This window comes from Pseudomonas sp. LAMO17WK12:I1 (assembly GCF_900177315.1).
GTDB classification, from domain to species: Bacteria; Pseudomonadota; Gammaproteobacteria; order Pseudomonadales; family Pseudomonadaceae; genus Aquipseudomonas; species Aquipseudomonas marginalis.
Map to the genome: position 1 here is coordinate 1 of NZ_FWZV01000021.1, position 18,005 is coordinate 18,005.

Here is an 18,005-nt window from a genome sequence, read left to right on the forward strand (position 1 = left end):
CAATGAACCGAAAGTTCGAGATTTCACAAAGCACCGACAGCTGTCACATACCCAATTTGCTGAAGCGAGGCCAACTGGCCACGACTCAGTACCCGAATTTCTTGACGACCATAGAGCATTGGAACCACCTGATCCCATCCCGAACTCAGCAGTGAAACGATGCATCGCCGATGGTAGTGTGGGGTTTCCCCATGTGAGAGTAGGTCATCGTCAAGATTAAATTCCGAAACCCCATTTGCGAAAGCAGATGGGGTTTTGTTTTGGGTGCTCGAAAAGTGGGTACGCCTAGGCGGATGAGCTGTTGATTATCTTCAAGGGCAGCTGCCGTATCACCGTACCCGTCGAGAGGGAACTCACTTCAGAGTGCCGTTGGGGAATTCAATGCAAAGTGTTTCTGCATTTTTGGTATGGTGCAGCACATTTCCCAAGGACTGATCTTTCATCGCAGGATGCGGCGTCGACCTTCTTCAACGAGATGCTGTAGAAATGCCTGAACCGATACCGATTAAAGATCACGAAAAAGAAAACCGCCTGGTCAACAAGCGCCTGCTCGCTTGTGCGTTGTTGGTGATAGGCATTACGTGTGCCCTGGTGGGGCGTATGTATTTCCTTCAAGTCGTACAGTTCGACTACCACTCCACGATTTCTGAAAACAACCGCGTCCATGTGCTGCCCATCACTCCGACGCGCGGCCTTATCTATGACCGTAATGGCGTGGTGCTGGCTGATAATCGACCCAGCTACAACCTGACCATCACCCGCGAGCGCACCACTGACCTCAAGGGCGAGCTCGACGCCATCGTCAACTTGCTGCACCTGCCTGTCGAAGACCGAGCACTGTTCGACAAGGCTCTGAAGCAGGCACGCCACCCATTCGTCCCCGTGACGTTGTTTTACGAGTTGACCGAAGAGCAAATTGCATTGCTGGCGGTAAATGAGTTCCGCCTGCCAGGAGTAGATGTAGAGCCGCAATTCGTCCGTCACTACCCGCTGGGCGCGCACTTTGCCCACTCCATCGGTTATGTGGGGCGGATCAATGAGAAAGAATCCAAAGCCCTCGACTCGGTGGAGTACCGTGGCACGCAGTCCATCGGCAAAACCGGTATCGAGCGTTTCTACGAGTCCGAACTGCATGGTCATGTCGGCTACGAAGAGGTTGAGACCAATGCCCAGGGCCGCGTACTCCGTGTGCTCAAGCACACCGACCCGATCCCTGGCAAAAATATCGTCCTGAGCCTCGATGTGAAGCTCCAGGAGGCTGCGGAAGAGGCCCTGGGTGATCGCCGTGGCTCGGTGGTTGCCCTCGATCCGCAAACCGGTGAAGTGCTGGCCATGGTCAGCAAGCCGAGTTTTGACCCGAACCTGTTCGTCACCGGCATCAGTTTCAAGGAATATGCCGCGCTGCACGACTCCATTGACCGGCCGCTGTTCAACCGCGTCCTCCGGGGGCTCTATGCGCCAGGTTCGACCATCAAGCCAGAAGTGGCCATCGCTGGTCTCGACAGCGGTGTCGTCACCCCACAGACCCGTGTATTCGACCCCGGTTACTACCAGCTCCCCGACTTTGACCACAAATACCGCAATTGGAACCACAGTGGTGACGGCTGGGTAGACATGGACGCTGCCATCATGCGTTCCAACGACACTTACTTTTACGACCTGGCTCACAAGCTCGGCATTGACCGCCTGCATGACTACTTGGCTGAGTTCGGCCTGGGTCAGAAAGTCTCCCTGGACATGTTCGAAGAGTCCGCTGGCTTGATGCCATCCCAGGCATGGAAGCGCGCCACACGGCGCCAACCCTGGTTCCCTGGTGAAACCGTGATCCTCGGCATTGGCCAGGGTTACATGCAAGTCACTCCGCTGCAATTGGCCCAGGCCACGGCGTTGATCGCCAACAAAGGCGTGTGGAATCGCCCGCACCTGGCCAAGACGATCAATGGCGAGCCGCCGGTGGACCAGAACCCCATGCCCAACGTCGTCCTCAAGGATCCGCGTGATTGGGAGCAGGTCAATCACGGTATGCAGTTGGTGATGCATGACCCACGAGGTATCGCCCGGGCCGCCGCACAAGGGGCGCAATATCGCATTGCCGGCAAGAGCGGTACCGCGCAAGTGGTTGCGATCAAGCAAGGCGAGCGTTACAACCGCGAGAAGACACTGGAACGCCACCGTGACAACGCGTTGTTCGTTGGCTTCGCTCCGGCCGAACATCCGAAGATCGTGATTTCGGTGATGATCGAAAACGGTGAGGCCGGTGGTCGCGTCGCGGGTCCGGTGGTGCGGCAAATCATGGATGCCTGGCTACTCGACCAGGACGGTCACCTGAAGCCGCAATATGCGACGCCGGCAAAAGCGCCAGGTGACCCCCGCGTTTAAATCATGCCTTCCACTCGTCCCATTGCTCTATGCCTTCATGGGCAAGCCAGGGCACATCATGGGCCGTCCAGATGTGCGAGGTGGGCCTGACGCCCGGATCATCGTCCAGCGTCGCCACCCGCACGATCACATGGGGCTGATGCCCACGTTCTGCTATCAGATGTGAGCCACAGCGCGAGCAGAAATGCCTGAGCTTGCCCGGCGAAGATTCAACGGACGCCAACAGCTCCTCTCCCCGCGTCCAGCGAAAATGTTCGCGCATTACGCCTGCAGTGGCGACAAACGGCGCCGCATGTATTTTGCGGCAGCTTGCGCAGTGGCAGTGGCTGATAGGCATGTCCAACTGGTCCACCTGATAGCGGACACCTTTGCAGAAGCAACTTCCATTCAATGGGTCAGTCATAAACGTATTGCCGGTTCAAGGACGGGGTCATCATGATTGCTTACAACCTGAGGTTGCGCATTATTTGGTGTCGCCTACTGTCAATGGAGGAGGTGACTTATGCACGTATTAGATCGCATTGAGCGAAAAGTTCTGCTGAATGCTTCACGTAAACAGGTCTGGGAAGCGCTCGCCAATGCCGAGCAATTCGGCGATTGGTTTGGTATCGCCCTCAAGGGCAAAGCCTTTGTGGCAGGGGAAACCATAGAGGCGCCGATTACCTACCCAGGTTACGAACACGTGATCTGGAAAGCCAAAATCGAACGCATCCTGCCGCAAACGTTGTTCTCTTTCTGGTGGCACCCCTTCGCGGTAGAAAAGGGCGTCGACTACGACAAGGAAACCCCGACACTGGTTGAATTCACCATTGAGGATCGGGCGCCGGGCATTTTGCTGCGGGTGGTTGAATCCGGTTTCAACGCGGTGCCGGAGGCTCGTCGGCAAAAGGCCTTCAAGATGAACTCCCGTGGCTGGGACGATCAGATGGGCAATATCGAAAACTATTTGAGCAAAGCACGTCGGGCGTGAACTGGAGAAAGGGCACCATTGCGGTGCCCGCTTTCGCCGCCTTTAGAAGTCCACCGCTTGCATGCGCGTTTACCTGCCGCGTTTGCCCAGATGCCGCGTAGAATCAACGCCTGAAAGCTATTCCAGAGGTGCGGTACGGTGGATTTACAGCAGGGTTTTGTCCTGACCCGGCATTGGCGCGACACCCCGGCGGGCACGGAGGTCAGTTTCTGGCTGGCCACAGACCAGGGGCCACGGTTTATCCGCCTACCCGTGCAGACCTCGGTGATGTTTATTCCCGAGGCCCATCGCAAGCCGCTGGATTGGTTGCTCAAAGGTGAACGCGATATCGAATTGCGCCCGCTGCAACTCTGCGATTTCCATCACCGCCCGGTCCTGGGCCTTTACACGCGCCAGCACCGCCAGTTGATGGACGTGGAAAAGCGCCTGCGCGCCGCCGGTGTCGATGTCTACGAAGCCGATGTGCGCCCGCCGGAACGCTACATGATGGAGCGTTTCATCACCGCTCCGGTCTGGTTCGGGGGTACACCGGATGCCGGCGGTGCCCTGTGCGATGCGCAGATGAAGCCCGCGCCCGACTACCGCCCGCCGCTCAAGCTGGTGTCCCTGGATATCGAGACCACCGCCCAGGGCGACCTCTATTCCATCGCCCTCGAAGGCTGCGGCGAACGCCAGGTGTACATGCTCGGCCCGCCGAACAAGACGGACGCGGTGGATTTCAAGCTCGACTACTGCGACACCCGCGCCCAACTGCTCGAATGCCTCAACCAATGGCTCGCCACCCATGACCCCGATGCAATCATCGGCTGGAATGTGGTGCAGTTCGACCTGCGCGTACTCCACGAACATGCCCAGCGCCTCAACGTGCCGTTGATGCTCGGTCGCGGCGATGAGCCCATGGCCTGGCGCGAACACGGCAGCCGCAACCATTACTTCGCCGCGGCCGCGGGGCGCCTGATTATCGACGGTATCGAAGCCTTGCGTTCGGCCACCTGGAGCTTCGAATCCTTCAGCCTGGAAAACGTCGCGCAAACCCTGCTCGGCGAGGGCAAGGACATCTCCACACCGTATCAACGCATGGACGAAATCAACCGCATGTTCGCCGAGGACAAGCCCGCCCTGGCGCGTTACAACCTCAAGGACTGCGAGCTGGTCACGCGGATTTTCGAGAAGACCGAGCTGCTCAAGTTCCTGCTCGAGCGCGCCAGCGTCACCGGGTTGCCGGCTGACCGCAACGGCGGCTCGGTGGCGGCGTTTACCCACCTGTACATGCCGCTGATGCACCGCCAGGGCTTCGTCGCGCCGAACCTGGGCGACAAACCACCCCAGGCCAGCCCCGGCGGGTTTGTCATGGACTCGCGCCCCGGCCTCTACGAATCGGTGCTGGTGCTCGATTACAAAAGCCTCTACCCCTCGATCATCCGCAGCTTCCTGATCGACCCGGTGGGCCTGATCGAAGGCCTCAAGCACCCCGACGACAGCGACTCCGTCGAAGGCTTTCGCGGTGCACGCTTTTCTCGCACCCGGCACTGCCTGCCGGCCATCGTTGCGCGTGTCTCCGAAGGTCGCGAAGAGGCCAAGCGTGAGCACAACGCGCCGCTGTCCCAGGCGCTGAAAATCATCATGAACGCGTTCTACGGCGTACTCGGTTCCAGCGGTTGCCGTTTTTTCGATACACGCCTGGCTTCGTCGATCACGATGCGCGGCCACCAGATCATGCGCCAGACCCGCGAACTGGTTGAAGCCCAGGGGTATGAGGTGATCTACGGCGACACCGACTCCACCTTCGTGTGGCTCGGCAGCGCGCATTCCCAGGACGACGCCAGCCGTATCGGCCAGGCGCTGGTCAAGCACGTCAACACCTGGTGGCGTGAGCACCTGCACAGCGCGTTCGGCCTGCAAAGTGCCCTGGAGCTGCAATACGAAACCCACTTCAGCCGCTTCCTGATGCCGACCATTCGCGGCGCGGAGGAGGGCAGCAAGAAGCGCTACGCCGGCCTGGTGGTACGTGCCGACGGCAGCGAAGAGATGATCTACAAAGGCCTGGAGACCGTACGCAGCGACTGGTCGCCCCTGGCCCGCCGGTTCCAGCAGGAACTCTACCAACGCATCTTCCACCGCCAGCCCCATCAGGACTACATACGCGACTACGTGCGCCGCACCTTGAGCGGCGAGTTCGATGAACTGCTGATCTACCGCAAACGTCTGCGCCGTCAACTGGATGACTACGAGCGCAACGTGCCGCCCCATGTACGCGCGGCGCGCCTGGCCGATGAATACAACGACCGCCTGGGGCGACCGCGCCAGTACCAGCGCGGCGGCTGGATCCGCTACGTGATCAGCGTCAACGGCCCCGAACCGCTGGAAGTACGCCAGGCGCCGATTGATTACGACCACTACGTCACCCGGCAATTGCAACCGGTCGCGGATGCGATACTGCCGTTCGTGAGTGACGATTTCAGCACCCTGGTCGGCGGGCAAATGGGCCTGTTCTAAAATCCTTGATTCATCCAATGGAGGAAAGGCTATGTACACACTCTATGGCATCGACGAATCCGGCTCCTGCATGATCGAAATCGCCCTGCAGCGGTGCGCGGTACCATGGCGACGAGTAGACGCCGCCTCCTGGGCCGACGGCGAGGGCAGCGACGAGCTTGCCCGTATCAACCCGCTCAAACAGGTGCCCACCCTGGTTACCCCCGATGGGCAGGTGCTGACGGAAAGTGCCGCGATCCTGATCCACCTGGGCCTGGCGTTTCCCGATGCGCATCTGCTGGGCGGCGACCGTGACCAGATCATCCGCGGCCTGGTGTACATCGCGGCCAACTGTTATTCGGCGATCGGCATCATCGACTACCCGCAACGCTGGCTGGGCAACGTCGATGAAGTGGTGCAGACGCAATTGACCACCGGCACGCGCCGCTATCTGCACCAGGCCTGGGTGGTGTTTGCCGAACAGTTTGCCGGCCAGCTGTTCGCGCCCGACGGCGCACCGAATGCGCTGGGCATCATGGCGGCGGCGGTGTCGCGCTGGGATGAAGCGCGTGAGGCGTTGACTGCCCTGGCGCCAGGTTTTGCCCAGACCCTGGCGCAGGTGGATGCCGACCCGATCGTGGCGCCTGTCTTTGCCCGCCATTGGCCGGGCTGGAAGGTCTCGTAATGTTTGTGCAATCAAAGGAAACAATGCCGCATGTCGCCGCCAAGTCCTTGCGGAGCGGGCGTCCTGGCCTACGCTTTCTGAACGCGGTGTAGGAATCATCCTTGAATTTGACTGTCGCAGACATGAAACTCAAGAACCCTGCATGGAATTCAAAGGAGGTGCGCATGCTCATCCGGTCGCTGACCCTGGCTACCTTGATGGCTTTTACGGGGCCGCTGTTGGCTGCTGATGATATCAACCCGCTCAAGCAGGACCTGGGCAAAGCCCGGCCACTGGTGGTGGTGGAGCTTGATTCCGGCAACGACACACTGGCGACCCTCAAGAAACAACTGGACGAGCCTGCCACCAAGCAGTCCTTTGAAGAGCGCAGCATGGTGTTCTACACCGTGAAGTTCGGCAGCATCGGTGCCGAAGGGGAGAAGTTCGCCAAGGACCCCAAGGACAACAAGAAGCTCACGCCGCCTGAGACCAATGCGCTGATCCGCGCCCTCAAACTGGGCGCCGGCAGCGGCACCAAAGTGATCCTGGTGGGCAAGGATGGCGAGAAGAAAGTCGAGAAGACCGTGCCGCCGGATAGCCTCGACTTGAAAGAGTTTTTCAGCGCCATCGACCAGATGCCGATGGCCGAGAAAGAAACCGCCGCCGCCCCGGAACCCGAGCCCGTTGCACCGGCTCCGGCCAAGGGCGCCAAGCCGGCGAAACACGCCGGCAAGCCCGCCGCGCAACAACTGGATGACTGAACCTGATACCCGGTAGGAGCACGCTCGCTCCTACCGTTATCCGGCAGCCTTGCGCAGTGGAAATGGAAAGTAGAAAAACCGTAGGAACGCCACCCGCTTGATCACTTCCCCGATCAACAACGGCACCACCACCGCCACCACAAAGCCGATACAGGCCGCGACAAACGCGTGCAGCCCCAGACGCTCCATCAAATCGAATGTCTTGTGCTGGATCTCCCCATGGAAGATCAGCAGGATCAGGGTCGACTGGCCGATGTAGGTCATGACCCGGGTGATCAGGGCCGACGCCATCAGCACCCGCGCCAACGCCCAGCACAGGTACACCCCAATCACCGCCAGCAGGCTGGTCCACAGCCAGTGGTCGTAGCGACGCTGCGCCAGGTCCATGGTGTCACCCCGGTAGAGGAACACCGCCGCGAACAGCACCCCCGACACCAGCAGGGTCAAAAGGGAGCCCGCATGGGTACGCAGCCAGTCGCGCAGCAGGTAGCCGTAGACGAAACACGCGCTGCTGATCAGGGTGATATCCAGGCTGAAGGGCAGGCCGGGCAGCACCCAGATTTGCCCGCCGAGAGTCGCCGGCAGTTGCCAGAACCACGGCAGCATCCAGATGCCGATCAGCAGCGGCACCAGCATCACTGCGCAACTCACCGCCAGCGGCAGGCGCTGGATCAGCCGCAGTACCGCCCAACTGAACAGGATCGCCACCCAGAAGTGCGGCAAAAACCACAGCGCCTGCCACGGGATGGTGTCCACCGAGGCGTACAGCACGCCGCCGATATCCGGCAGCAGCGGTTGGCCGCGCAGCACATCGCGCACGATCACATACACCAGCATGGTGAAGAAAAACGGCTTGAGCAGGCCGTCGGCCTTACGCACCGCCATCTCGACAAACGGCTGTTCAGGTTTGAAAAACACCCCCGACAGAAAGAAGAACAACGGCAGTACGAACGACGCCAGGATCGGGTACATCAAGTCCGGCGACGTGGCGACAAACCAACTGTGGGCGTACACGATCACCAGGATGCCGATGCCCTTGGCGATATCCATTTGAATCCAGCGATTTTTCACCTGAGTGCTCCCGATCGATCATTCATGCCTTGCGCCACGGCTTGAGCCACAGCCCCATGCCGAGCAGCACCACAGCGCCGGCCAGGGTGCTCAGCCCCAGTTGCAGCCACACGCCCTCAATACCAAACAGCATCAGCGCCGCCAGCCCCATCAGCAGTGCACTGAGCAGCCAGTGCCGGGCCCAGGGCACGGCGTCGAGCAAGGCCTGGCGCTGCATCAGCAACAGTGCGGTGCAGAGCACGCCGGCCAGTGCGGCCAAGGGGATACCGGCCAGGCCGAACACCCAGGGCAGCGCTCCCAGCAACACCACGTTGACCAGGCTGCCGAGCAACTCGCAGCGCAGCGGCTCGCGCGTATCGCCGGCGGCGTAGGCATAGCGCGCGAGCAAGGCGTTCCAGGCGCCGAACACCAACGGCACGGCAAACCAGGCCAGCAGCAGCGGCAACGGCGAATCCGCCGATTGCCTGGGCAGCAGCAATGCCACCAGGCTCGGGGCTGCCGCCACCAGGCCGACACCGGCAGGCAGGGTCAACACGCTGGCGGTTTCCAGGCCGCGCTTGAGCAGGGCCAGGCGCTCATCGCCCTGACGGCGGCTCATCATGCCCAGCAGTACCTGGTTGAGACTCATCAGTGCAATCAGCGGCAGGTTCATCAGCTTGCGCGCCAGGTTGACCCAGGTCACCGCGCCTTCGCCCAGCAGCGATGCCACCAGCCGCTCGATCAGCGCCAACCCCTGGCTGGCGCCATTGCTCAGCAACAGCGGTCCGATGCGCTGGCCCAGCTCCCGCAAGGGTGCGACGCTAAGTTGCCAGCGCCATGGCCGCCAGCCTTGGCGCCACACCGACGGCAACAGCGCCAGCGGCATCAACAGGCTGCCGGCCAGGCAGGCCAGGGCCAGCGCGTGCGGTTGGCTGGTGGTGCCGGCGAGGGCGAGGTACGTCACCGGCGGCAGGTTGAACAGCAACGAGCCCAGCCCCGCGAGGACAAAACGTTCGCTGGCCTGCAAGGGAATGCTGAACAGCCCATGCAACATCAAGCCCGGCACACACCAGGCGAGGATCTGCAGGTTGCTGCTGGCCAAGACTGTGGCGGTGTCGGCCAACCCCGGGCCGAGCACTTGCACCAGCCACGGTGCCAACAGCGTCAGCAGCAGGCTCATGACCAGCGCGATCAGCAGCAACGCCGGGAACAGCACCGCCAGCCACTCCAGGCGTTCGCCATGCTTGCGTTGCAGGTACAACGGCAGCGCGGCGGCGCTCAGCACACCGCCGGCCAACGACATGCGCAGCGCTTCCGGCAAAAACAGCGCGATCAGGAAGGCATCGCTGCGCTCTCCGGCGCCCCAGGCCGCCACCAGCAACCATTCACGGGCAAATCCCAGGCACAGGCCCACCAGGGTCGCCAGGGTCAGCCAGGCGGCGGAGCCGAGCATCAGGGCCGTGCCCCATCAGGCAGGTGTTTGCGGTAGGCCACGGTCTTCACCTGCGGCAGCCGCGCCGGAAACAACCGCCGCGCCTCCAGCACATTGATGCCCACCATCAGCCAGAACAACGCCACCATCACCACCGCAAAACTGAAGTAGTGGTCGAACAGGCCGCTGACCAGCGCCGACAGAATCCCGCCGGTGGTGCCCAGCCACAGGGCATTGTCCTTGGTCAGGCGGATCGGGCCTTTTTGCGGACGCGCCTCGCGCCACCAGCGCACGGTCACCGCCACAAAGAACAGCATGCCGACGATGCCGGTCTTGTAGATGAAGTTCAGCCACAGGTTGGAGATCCCCAGCAGGTGGGTGCCCGGTACCGGCGGGTCAACCTTGAAGCCGATCCCGAACGGATAAGACACCACCGCCTGCGGGAACATGCGGTACTCGTCGAACCGCACTTCGGTACTGGCGTTGTCCGACGAGAAAATCGTCGCCAGACGTTCCTGCAACGGTGGGTAGGCCATTACCAGTGCCACGGTAAGCGCCGCGCCGATCATCAGCAGGCGCCCGGTGTAGGGCACGCGGCGCGTAGCCATCCACACCAGCACCAACGCCAGGCTGACCATCGCGCCACGGCTGCTGGCCAACAGTAACGCCGCCGCGCCCAGGCAGGCGACGCCCAGGCCCAGCGCACGTTTCCAGCCCTGTTCGGTCACGCCGAAGCAGAAGGCCAGGGGCAGCAGCAATGCCATGATCCCGCCGATGGCATTCGGGTGCATCCACGGCGAACCCATGCGCGAAGACATGGCCTCCAGGCCGAATTTCAACATGTCGAAGTTGCCGTAGTTGAACAACGCCAGAATCGGCGCAATGCCGGCCCCGGAGCGCGTGCGCACGAACACCGCAATCGACAGCACCAGCATCGCCAGGCTGCCCAGCAACAGGGCGATCACCAAGGATTCACGCTGCTTGCGGTCCACCAGCAATCTGGCGCAGAGGAACACCGCCGACAGGCTCAGCAACCAGCGCAGCCAGTTGGCCACGCCGCTGCTGTCGGCGTGGACGGTGACCTGGCCGACGATAAACGGGAACACGCTGAACAGCATCAGCCACAGCAGCATCTGGTCGGTGGGGCGGCGGGTCAGGCTGGGCGTATCGGGCAGGCGGGCCAGGAAGTTGTGCCACAGCACCGCGCCCCAGGTCAGGGCCAGGATCGCTTCGCTGACGGTGCTGCGGATCCCCAGGTTGATAGTCGAGTACGGCATGAACGTGGCGATCATGGCGAACAGCAACAGCCCCCACAACGGAAAGCGCAGAATGGTCACCGCCCCCGCCAGGCCGACCACGGCCAGGAACGCCTTGGCCGGCGACAGCAACAGGGCGAGGGCGCCAAACAGCAGGCCGAAGAGGATCGCGACGAGGCTTGCCAGGTTCACTCTCACTGAAGTTCCTCGATCAGTTCGGCCAGGCGTTGGCGATAAGCATGATGGTTGAAACGTTGCGCCCACAGGCGCCGTTGCTCGGCGCAGTCTTCATCCGGCCGCGCGCCCAGGCTGAGCATCAATTGCACCAGCGCCGGGCCATCGGTGGGCGAAAACCGCGGGGCCGACGGCGGGGTGATTTCATCCAGCGAAGTGCCGCTCGCCACCGCCACCGGCGTACCGACGCTCAGGGCCTCGATCACCGGCAGGCCAAAGCCTTCGGCATAGGACGGCTGCCACAGGCGTGACGCCTGGCGGTACAGCCCCTGCAACTCGGCGTCCGACACGCCACTCAGGGCGCGAATCCCCGGCAATGTGCGCTGGGCTTCGGGCAAGTGTTCCAAACTGCCCACCAGCACCAACTCCGGCACCGAAGGGGATTGGCGCCGCGCCTGCTGCCAGGCGTCCACCAAAAACGGCACGTTCTTGCGCAACTCGCGGGTGCCCACCAGCAGCCAGTAGCGCTCGGGCAATTGATGCCGGCTCAGGTCCGCCACCAGCCCGGCAAAGCCATCGACCTGATTGGGCAGCACACGAATCTTGCCCACCGCCTTGGGAAACAGCCGTGCGGTTTCATCGGCGCTGTATTGCGACGGCGTCCACACGCGGTCGGCGCTGTGCACCGCGTAGGTAATCGACAGGCGATCGCTGGTCTTGTAGATCAGCGCCTTCAAGCGGTTGGCATGGTAGTTCTCCAGGGTGATCTGGAACAGGTCATGCAGCAGTACCACGGTGCGCAAGCCTTTCGGTTTGGGCGGCAACGGCAGGCCCATGTTGAAGGTGCTGATGTACAGGTCGATACGCTCCTCGCGCAAGGCGCGCGGCAGAAAACCGGCCTCAAAACGCAGACGATTCTGCGGCTGGTGCATGGCGGTCTTGGCACAGCCCCACGCCGGGCAGTGGGCCTGCAGGCGCGTTTCATCGCCCAGTGGTGCCACGGTAAACCGTTCAAGTTCAATGCCCGGCAAGGTGTGCAGGGCGCTTTCCAGCGCATACACCTGGCGGCTGATGCCCGATTGCGGCGAGGTGCCGACGGTGCGGTAATCCAGGCCTATACGCATGCGGGCTCCCTCTGGCTCAGCGGCACGAGGGTGGCGTACACCTGCTCCAATTGGCTGGCGGCGACGCTCCAGTCATGGGCGCGGCGTACGTAGGCGCGGCCCGCCTCACCCATGGGCGCGGCGGCTTCAGGGCATTGCAGCAGGCGCACCACGGCATCGGCCAGGTCGTCGGCGCTTTGCCCACCGAGGTAGTCCAGGCCTTCCACCAGGTCCAGCCCCGACACGCCTTGTTCGGTGCTGGCCAGCGGCAGGCCGGCGGCCAGGGCTTCGAGCACCTTGAGCTTGGAGCCGCCGCCGTGGCGCAACGGGGCCAGGAACACCGAACAGCTCGATTGCAGGTCCAGCAGGTTGGGCACGAAGCCTTGCCACTCGATACGCGGGTCTTTCCAACGCTCGCGCCAGCTGCCGGGCATGCCGAAGCCGCACACGCTCATGCGCGCATCCGCACAGCGCGCCCAGACCTTGGGCAGGATTTCATCCAGGGCCCATTCGATGGCGTCCACGTTCGGCGCGTATTCATAGTTGCCGAGGAACAGCACGCGGCGTGTCGACGGGTCGGGATGGGCGGCGGCGAAGTGATCGCAGTCCACGCCATTGACCACCACCGGCACGGGTTTTCCGGCGATTTTCTCCAGGGTGTGCGCATCGCTTTGAGTGACCGCCACCACCTGCGCGGCCTGGCGCATCACCCGGCGTTCCCAGCGGGCATAGCGCCATTGATCGTAGCGAATGAACGGCAGCGACCAACGCGGCAAGCGGTCGTAGGTGGCCGCGCCCAGGGCCGATTCCACATTGTGTTCGGTCAGCACAAAGGGCTGTGATTTACGCGCCAGCGCATCCTCGTAAGGCTGGAAACTGTAGCTGTGCTCGATCTGCACCACGTCCCACTGCTCACCCAGCAACCAGTTGAAGGTGTCCTGCAACTCGCCCGCCAGCCCATTCACGCTGGCCAGCAGCGGGTAGGGTGCAAACAGCCCCGCCACCAGGGTCTTGAGGCTGCGCAACGGGCGGCGCGGCAGGATGATCAACTGTTCGACAAACGCTTCCAGCACCTGGCGGTCGGCAGGGGACACCGGATGCTTGTCATGCAGCAGCAAGGTGATCCGATGCCCCCGCGCCGCCAGGCTGCGCAGCAGGTGGAACTGGCGCGTCTTGCCGCCGCTGGTGGCGGGCCAGGGCGAGTAGGGCAGGATCCATAAAATGCGCATGGCGGGCCTCACTCCCATAACAGAATTTGCAGGTTCGGCTTGACCATGACGGTCAGTCCATGGGTGCCGCTTACCGGGGTTTGCGTACCGCGCAGCGGGTCATACAGGGTGGCGCTGGCCAGGTTGGGCAGGTGTGCGTTGCCGCCCCCGGCCGCCCAGAAGAACCATAGCTTGCGCCCGTCGGCGCGGGTCCAGCCGATGCTGAACAGGCCGTCGGGCAACTGGTCGGCGCTGGGCGGATCGCCGGGGGTGAGCGTCGGACCGCTGACGTCGAGGAAATTTTTCAGCGCGGTGTAGACCGGCTTGGGGTTGGCGTCGATGTCGAGCAAGCCGTAAGACTGGTCCCGCACACTGGCGCGCTGGTCCAGATCGCTGAGGGTAAACAGGAAGATCCGGTCGTAATCCAGCGCACTCATCAGCGCCAGGCGGCGCACCACGTAATCGGCCTGGGCCTGTGGGGTGATGATGTCCTGGGCGTCTTTGGGGCCGGTGTAGGTCGACCAGCCCCACTCGGTGCTCCACAGGGTCTGCACGCCGCCGTTGCGCAGGGCCTGGTTGAGCGCGGTGGTCCTGGCGATAAAGTCCAGGTTGGCCGGGTCGTTGCCTTCGGGCAATTGGGTATAGGGGTGGTACGAGACGACGGTATTGAGGCTGGCCACGCCCAGGGCGCCGAGGGCATCAAACATGCTCTGGCCGTTGGGCATTTCGCTGAAGAATGCCATGCCGGCGGCCACCACCGGTTTGCTCGGGTTCATTGCGCGCAACGCGGCGGCGGTGGTAGTCAGCAGTGCGGCGTAGCCGGCCGGGTCGGTCACCGGGCGCCAGAAGCCCAGCAGGTTCGGTTCGTTCCACACCTGCCAGGCGTCAACACTGGGGTAGCGCTGGGCCAACAGCGCCATGCGGTTGGCGAACACGTTAGGATCTTTTGGCGGGTACTGGTCCTGATACGGCGCCCCCACCGGCGCAGTGGTGGCGAACGGCGCCGACCCGACCAGGTAGAACACCGACTTGAGCTGGTTGTCCTGCAGTTTGCCCACCAACTGATCCAGCGTCGCAACCTGGTACTGCCCTTCGACCGGCTCCAGCTGGTCCCAATGCAAATCCAGGCGTACCCACTCCAGGCCCAGCGCCTTGAGACGGTCGATCTGCTTCTGATAGCGCTCAGGGGCGAACCACAGGAACTGCGCGTTCACCCCGAGGAAATCCTTCCACACCACGGTTTTGTTGCCCTTGAGCACATGGCTCTCGGCATCGGCCTGGCGCCCCCACAAAAACGCGGTCAGGCCCAGGGCGGCGACCACAACCAGGGTGGCGACGTAGGTGCGTTTACGCGCCATGGTGGCGGCCCTCGATGGCTTGCTCAAACAGTGCCTTGAACTTTTGCGCGGTCAACGGCCATAAGCGCTCGCGGCCGATTTCGCCGGCGCGTTCGGCCCAGTCCCGGGCCAGCAGCGGCGTGCGCGCCAGGCGCAGCAGTTGCGCGCTGAGGGCATCCACATCGCCTTCGGGGTAGAGGGCACCGTTGCCGCTGGCGACTTCCTCGGCAAACGCGCGAGCGTCGGAGGTAATCGCCCCACGCCCGCAGGCGGCAGCCCAGGACAGCGCGCCACTAGTCCCGCGTTGGCGCCCGAGCAGGCCGAGTTTTTTCGATTCGCGATAGGGCAGTACCATCACATGGTGGGCCTGGATGGTCTGGGCAATCTCGTCGGCCGGCAGGTTCAGCTGCCAGTCGATGGCATCCGCCAGGCCGAGTTCGGCGATCTGGCGGTTCAACTGCTCCAGGTAGTTGCCGCCTGCGCCAAACGCCATTTCGGCGGCGGTGCCACCGGCCAGGGTCAGGCGCACACGCTCACGCAATTCGGGGGCCTGCTTGAATACGCCGGCCAGGGCCTCTAACAGGTCTTCGATGCCTTTACCCCGGTAGATAAACCCGAAGTACAGCAGGCGCAGCGTATCCAGGGGCGGCAACGGCGCCGATGCAATCGCCAGGTTGGCATGGTGGATCACCGCGACTTTCCCCGCCGGCAGTTGCATGCGTTGGCCCAGGCACTCGGCGCCCAGGCGGGTGAGGGTGATCAAGCGGGTCAAGCCGGCGGCGACCAGGCGCTCTTCACGCAAGGTCAGCGGATCGGCCAGCACCACTGCGGCCTGTGGCATCGGGCTGGGCAAGCGCTCCAGCAGGTTCAACGGGAATGGCAAGCGCTCACGCCGCCAGACGATGCGTTCCGGATCATGCACCGTGGCGGTCAAGGGCAGTGCCGGGTAGGCCTTGCGCAATTCGCGCAGGGCCAGGAACTCCCCCAGCCGTCCGCCGCCCAGCTCGGCGTGGACCAGGTCCACGCTGTGCCAGTCGAAACCACCGATGGCCTGTTTGATCGCCTCGCTGTTGCCCGCCACCCCGGCCAACGGCGTCAGCACCGTCACCTCCAGTTGTTCCAGTGCCCTGCGGAAATGGTTCGCGTAGTCGGCGATGCCATTTTTCTCCGGCGGTAACGGGGCGAGCAGGGCGACGCGCATCAGAATGCCCCTCGGTACTTGGCGATGGTTTTCAGCACCTTGGCCGGCACTTCGAATTTGCGCCGGTTGATGATGATGCCGTCGACCTTGCCGAACGCGGTGTTGAGGATCGACAGCGCGTGCTCCACCACCGGCACCGTGCTCTTCTGCGCTTCCACCACCAGCCCGATCAGGTCGGCCCGACGCAGGTTGATAAACGCATCGCGGTTATCCAGCAGCGCCGAGGCGTCCAGCAGCACCACTTCACCTGGCGCCGCCGGTTCGGCGCCGCCCACACGCACGTTGATACCGTTTTCCTGCAGCAACTGACGCAGTTGTTCCACCACAAAGGTCACCCCTTCGCCGTGACGTGCCGAGGTCAGCCCCAGGGTCAGGCCCTGCTCGGCGATGCGCTCCAACTGCAGCAACCCGTACAGCCGGTAGATGCTCGCATTGAACGCGTTGGTGCTTTGGGCGGTGCTGGTGTCCAGCTCGGGCAAGGTGGTCCACAGCGGCAGGCCGAACTTGCGTTCCGCCAGGCCGCCATCGTGGATGCGCTGGTCGAGCAGGTAGCACAGGTAAATCACCAGCAGGCCGACGACGACGGCGAATGGGACCGCCAGCACCAGCATCACCAGGGTTTTGGGGAAGATGCGGCCGGGGTTCAGGGTGGCCTCTTCGATCACCGCGATGTTGCTGATCTGGCTGTTATCCAGTTCACGGTCGATGCGTGATTTCTCCAGGTTGTCCACATACAGCGCGTAGTTGCGTTCGGCGGCGCCCAGCTCCCGGGCGAGGCGTGTCAGTTCCGGTTCGATCTCCAGGGCTTGCTTGCGCTGGGCTTCGAGGTTGGCCAGTTGTTTCTGTTGTTGAGTCAGTTGGGTACGCAGCGCGAGGTTGTTGCTCGACTCATCCAGCAGTACTCGCTGCAAGTGGATTTCCAGGGTATTGGGCGCGCGGTTTTCCGAGCTTTGCACGGTGTTGCTTTCACTCGCGACATGGGCCTGCATTGCGCGGATCGACGCATCCAGGGCTTTGACCGGCGGCGCGTTGTCCGTGTAGGTGCGCATCATGTCGGCCTTTTCCAGCAGCTTCTGGTTCAGCAGGCGGCGCAGGTCCTGCTGCTGGGGGTTCAGTGCGATCTGGCGCACCGTGGTGACTTCCTTGGGCTGGCTCTTGAGCTGGGTGCGGGTGCTCTGTATAGCGCTGTCGGAGGAGGCGATCAGGCGCGTGGTGTTGAACGTTTCGCCCCGCAGTACGTTGATGCGCTCGGACAAGTCTTCCAGGCGATCAGTGATGCTCGCCGCGCCGATCTGGTTCAGGTGCGTGAGGATCTGCTGCTTGTAGCTCTGGATCTCGGTGGCGCTGGTGGCGACCTGGCCTTCATAGAAGACGTACAGGCTCTTGCGCCCCAGGGCCTGGGTGCGTTCGTTGACATAGGTCTCGACCCAATCCTTGACCACCGCCTGGGCTATCTCCGGGTCGCCCCAGGTAAAGTTGATGTCCATGACCGTGGAGCCGGCCGCGTGGCTCACTTCGAAGTTCTTTTCCAGGCCCGCCGCCAGGCGTTCCACCGGCGTGGTTTTTTCCACCACGCCGACAGTTTCCAGTACCACGCGGATGCCATCGAACACCGCACCTACGCCACTCTTGACGTAATACTTGGTGCGCTTCCAGAAGCCTTCCGGTGGCGGTGCGTTACTGATCACCTCCAGGTAGTGCTCGGCCACCGCCCGCACAATCGGGCGCCCGGTGAGCAGACGCTCCTCGTCGACAATCGGGTCGCGCTGGGTGCTGGGCATCACCAGCGCCTGGCGGTTGCTGATCTCGATGGGCAAGGTCGAATCACGCCCCGGCTTGACCAGCAGGCGCGCCGTGGATTCGTACTTGGCCGGCAGCAGGAAAGCCCCCAGCAGAATGATCACCAGTGCCGCAATGGCGGCCAGTTTGAACTCGTGGCGGAAGATGAAGAACAGGCGTAGCAGATCACGAAAAGAACGGATCTCGATCATGGGA

The 18,005-nt window shown here is 62.8% G+C and carries 14 protein-coding genes and 1 rRNA gene; 6 read left to right on the forward strand and 9 right to left on the reverse strand.

Annotated features, from left to right (window positions below):
* Positions 1–100 precede the first annotated feature (100 nt).
* Together rrf and mrdA are read left to right on the forward strand one after the other, a co-directional pair.
* Positions 101–216 (forward strand): 5S ribosomal RNA (rrf, locus tag B9N88_RS29715).
* A 270-nt stretch (positions 217–486) separates the two neighbouring features.
* Positions 487–2,379 carry a penicillin-binding protein 2 gene (mrdA, locus tag B9N88_RS29720; protein ID WP_027603090.1) on the forward strand — a complete coding sequence of 631 codons (1,893 nt, stop codon included), beginning with the start codon at positions 487–489 and terminating at the stop codon, positions 2,377–2,379.
* Between the two features lies 1 nt (position 2,380).
* Here mrdA and B9N88_RS29725 read toward each other — a convergent pair whose 3' ends face one another.
* The gene (locus tag B9N88_RS29725) at positions 2,381–2,782 is read right to left on the reverse strand and encodes a GFA family protein (protein WP_043293198.1); all 402 of its coding nucleotides are present in this window, start codon (positions 2,780–2,782) and stop codon (positions 2,381–2,383) included.
* A 99-nt stretch (positions 2,783–2,881) separates the two neighbouring features.
* Between B9N88_RS29725 and B9N88_RS29730 the strand changes: the two genes are divergently transcribed.
* From B9N88_RS29730 to B9N88_RS29745, 4 genes are all read left to right on the forward strand, one after another.
* On the forward strand, positions 2,882–3,349 hold the full coding sequence (locus tag B9N88_RS29730) for an SRPBCC family protein (RefSeq protein WP_027603091.1): 468 nt from the start codon (positions 2,882–2,884) through the stop codon (positions 3,347–3,349).
* Between the two features lie 138 nt (positions 3,350–3,487).
* Positions 3,488–5,845, forward strand: coding sequence for a DNA polymerase II (locus B9N88_RS29735; RefSeq protein WP_027603092.1), 2,358 nt, complete (start codon positions 3,488–3,490; stop codon positions 5,843–5,845).
* 31 nt (positions 5,846–5,876) lie between these two features.
* Entirely contained in the window at positions 5,877–6,509 is a 633-nt protein-coding gene (locus B9N88_RS29740) for a glutathione S-transferase N-terminal domain-containing protein (RefSeq protein ID WP_027603093.1), read from the forward strand.
* A 164-nt stretch (positions 6,510–6,673) separates the two neighbouring features.
* Positions 6,674–7,249 carry a DUF4174 domain-containing protein gene (locus B9N88_RS29745; RefSeq protein WP_027603094.1) on the forward strand — a complete coding sequence of 192 codons (576 nt, stop codon included), beginning with the start codon at positions 6,674–6,676 and terminating at the stop codon, positions 7,247–7,249.
* Positions 7,250–7,285: 36 nt separating this feature from the next.
* On the opposite strand, the gene B9N88_RS29750 is transcribed toward B9N88_RS29745, so the two are convergent.
* Genes B9N88_RS29750 through B9N88_RS29785 form a run of 8 tightly spaced genes read right to left on the reverse strand, consistent with a single transcriptional unit; the run spans position 7,286 to position 18,001 of the window.
* Positions 7,286–8,320 carry an acyltransferase family protein gene (locus B9N88_RS29750; protein WP_081744341.1) on the reverse strand — a complete coding sequence of 345 codons (1,035 nt, stop codon included), beginning with the start codon at positions 8,318–8,320 and terminating at the stop codon, positions 7,286–7,288.
* Between the two features lie 22 nt (positions 8,321–8,342).
* Entirely contained in the window at positions 8,343–9,752 is a 1,410-nt protein-coding gene (locus B9N88_RS29755) for a lipid II flippase MurJ (RefSeq protein WP_027603096.1), read from the reverse strand.
* A complete protein-coding gene (locus B9N88_RS29760; RefSeq protein ID WP_027603097.1) occupies positions 9,752–11,179 on the reverse strand; it encodes an O-antigen ligase family protein in 1,428 nt (475 codons plus the stop codon). The genes B9N88_RS29755 and B9N88_RS29760 overlap by 1 nt, the downstream gene beginning before the upstream one ends.
* Before the next feature lie 2 nt (positions 11,180–11,181).
* The gene (locus tag B9N88_RS29765) at positions 11,182–12,285 is read right to left on the reverse strand and encodes a glycosyltransferase family 4 protein (RefSeq protein WP_027603098.1); all 1,104 of its coding nucleotides are present in this window, start codon (positions 12,283–12,285) and stop codon (positions 11,182–11,184) included.
* Entirely contained in the window at positions 12,276–13,493 is a 1,218-nt protein-coding gene (locus tag B9N88_RS29770) for a glycosyltransferase family 4 protein (RefSeq protein WP_027603099.1), read from the reverse strand. The genes B9N88_RS29765 and B9N88_RS29770 overlap by 10 nt, the downstream gene beginning before the upstream one ends.
* Positions 13,494–13,501: 8 nt before the next feature.
* Entirely contained in the window at positions 13,502–14,830 is a 1,329-nt protein-coding gene (locus B9N88_RS29775; protein WP_027603100.1) for a cellulase family glycosylhydrolase, read from the reverse strand.
* Positions 14,820–16,010, reverse strand: a complete 1,191-nt coding sequence (locus B9N88_RS29780) for a glycosyltransferase (RefSeq protein WP_027603101.1) — start codon at positions 16,008–16,010, stop codon at positions 14,820–14,822. Before B9N88_RS29780 ends, B9N88_RS29775 begins: the two co-directional genes overlap by 11 nt.
* Positions 16,010–18,001: a GumC family protein gene (locus B9N88_RS29785; RefSeq protein WP_027603102.1), complete on the reverse strand. Its 1,992-nt coding sequence runs from the start codon at positions 17,999–18,001 to the stop codon at positions 16,010–16,012. The genes B9N88_RS29780 and B9N88_RS29785 overlap by 1 nt, the downstream gene beginning before the upstream one ends.
* Between the last annotated feature and the right edge of the window lie 4 nt (positions 18,002–18,005).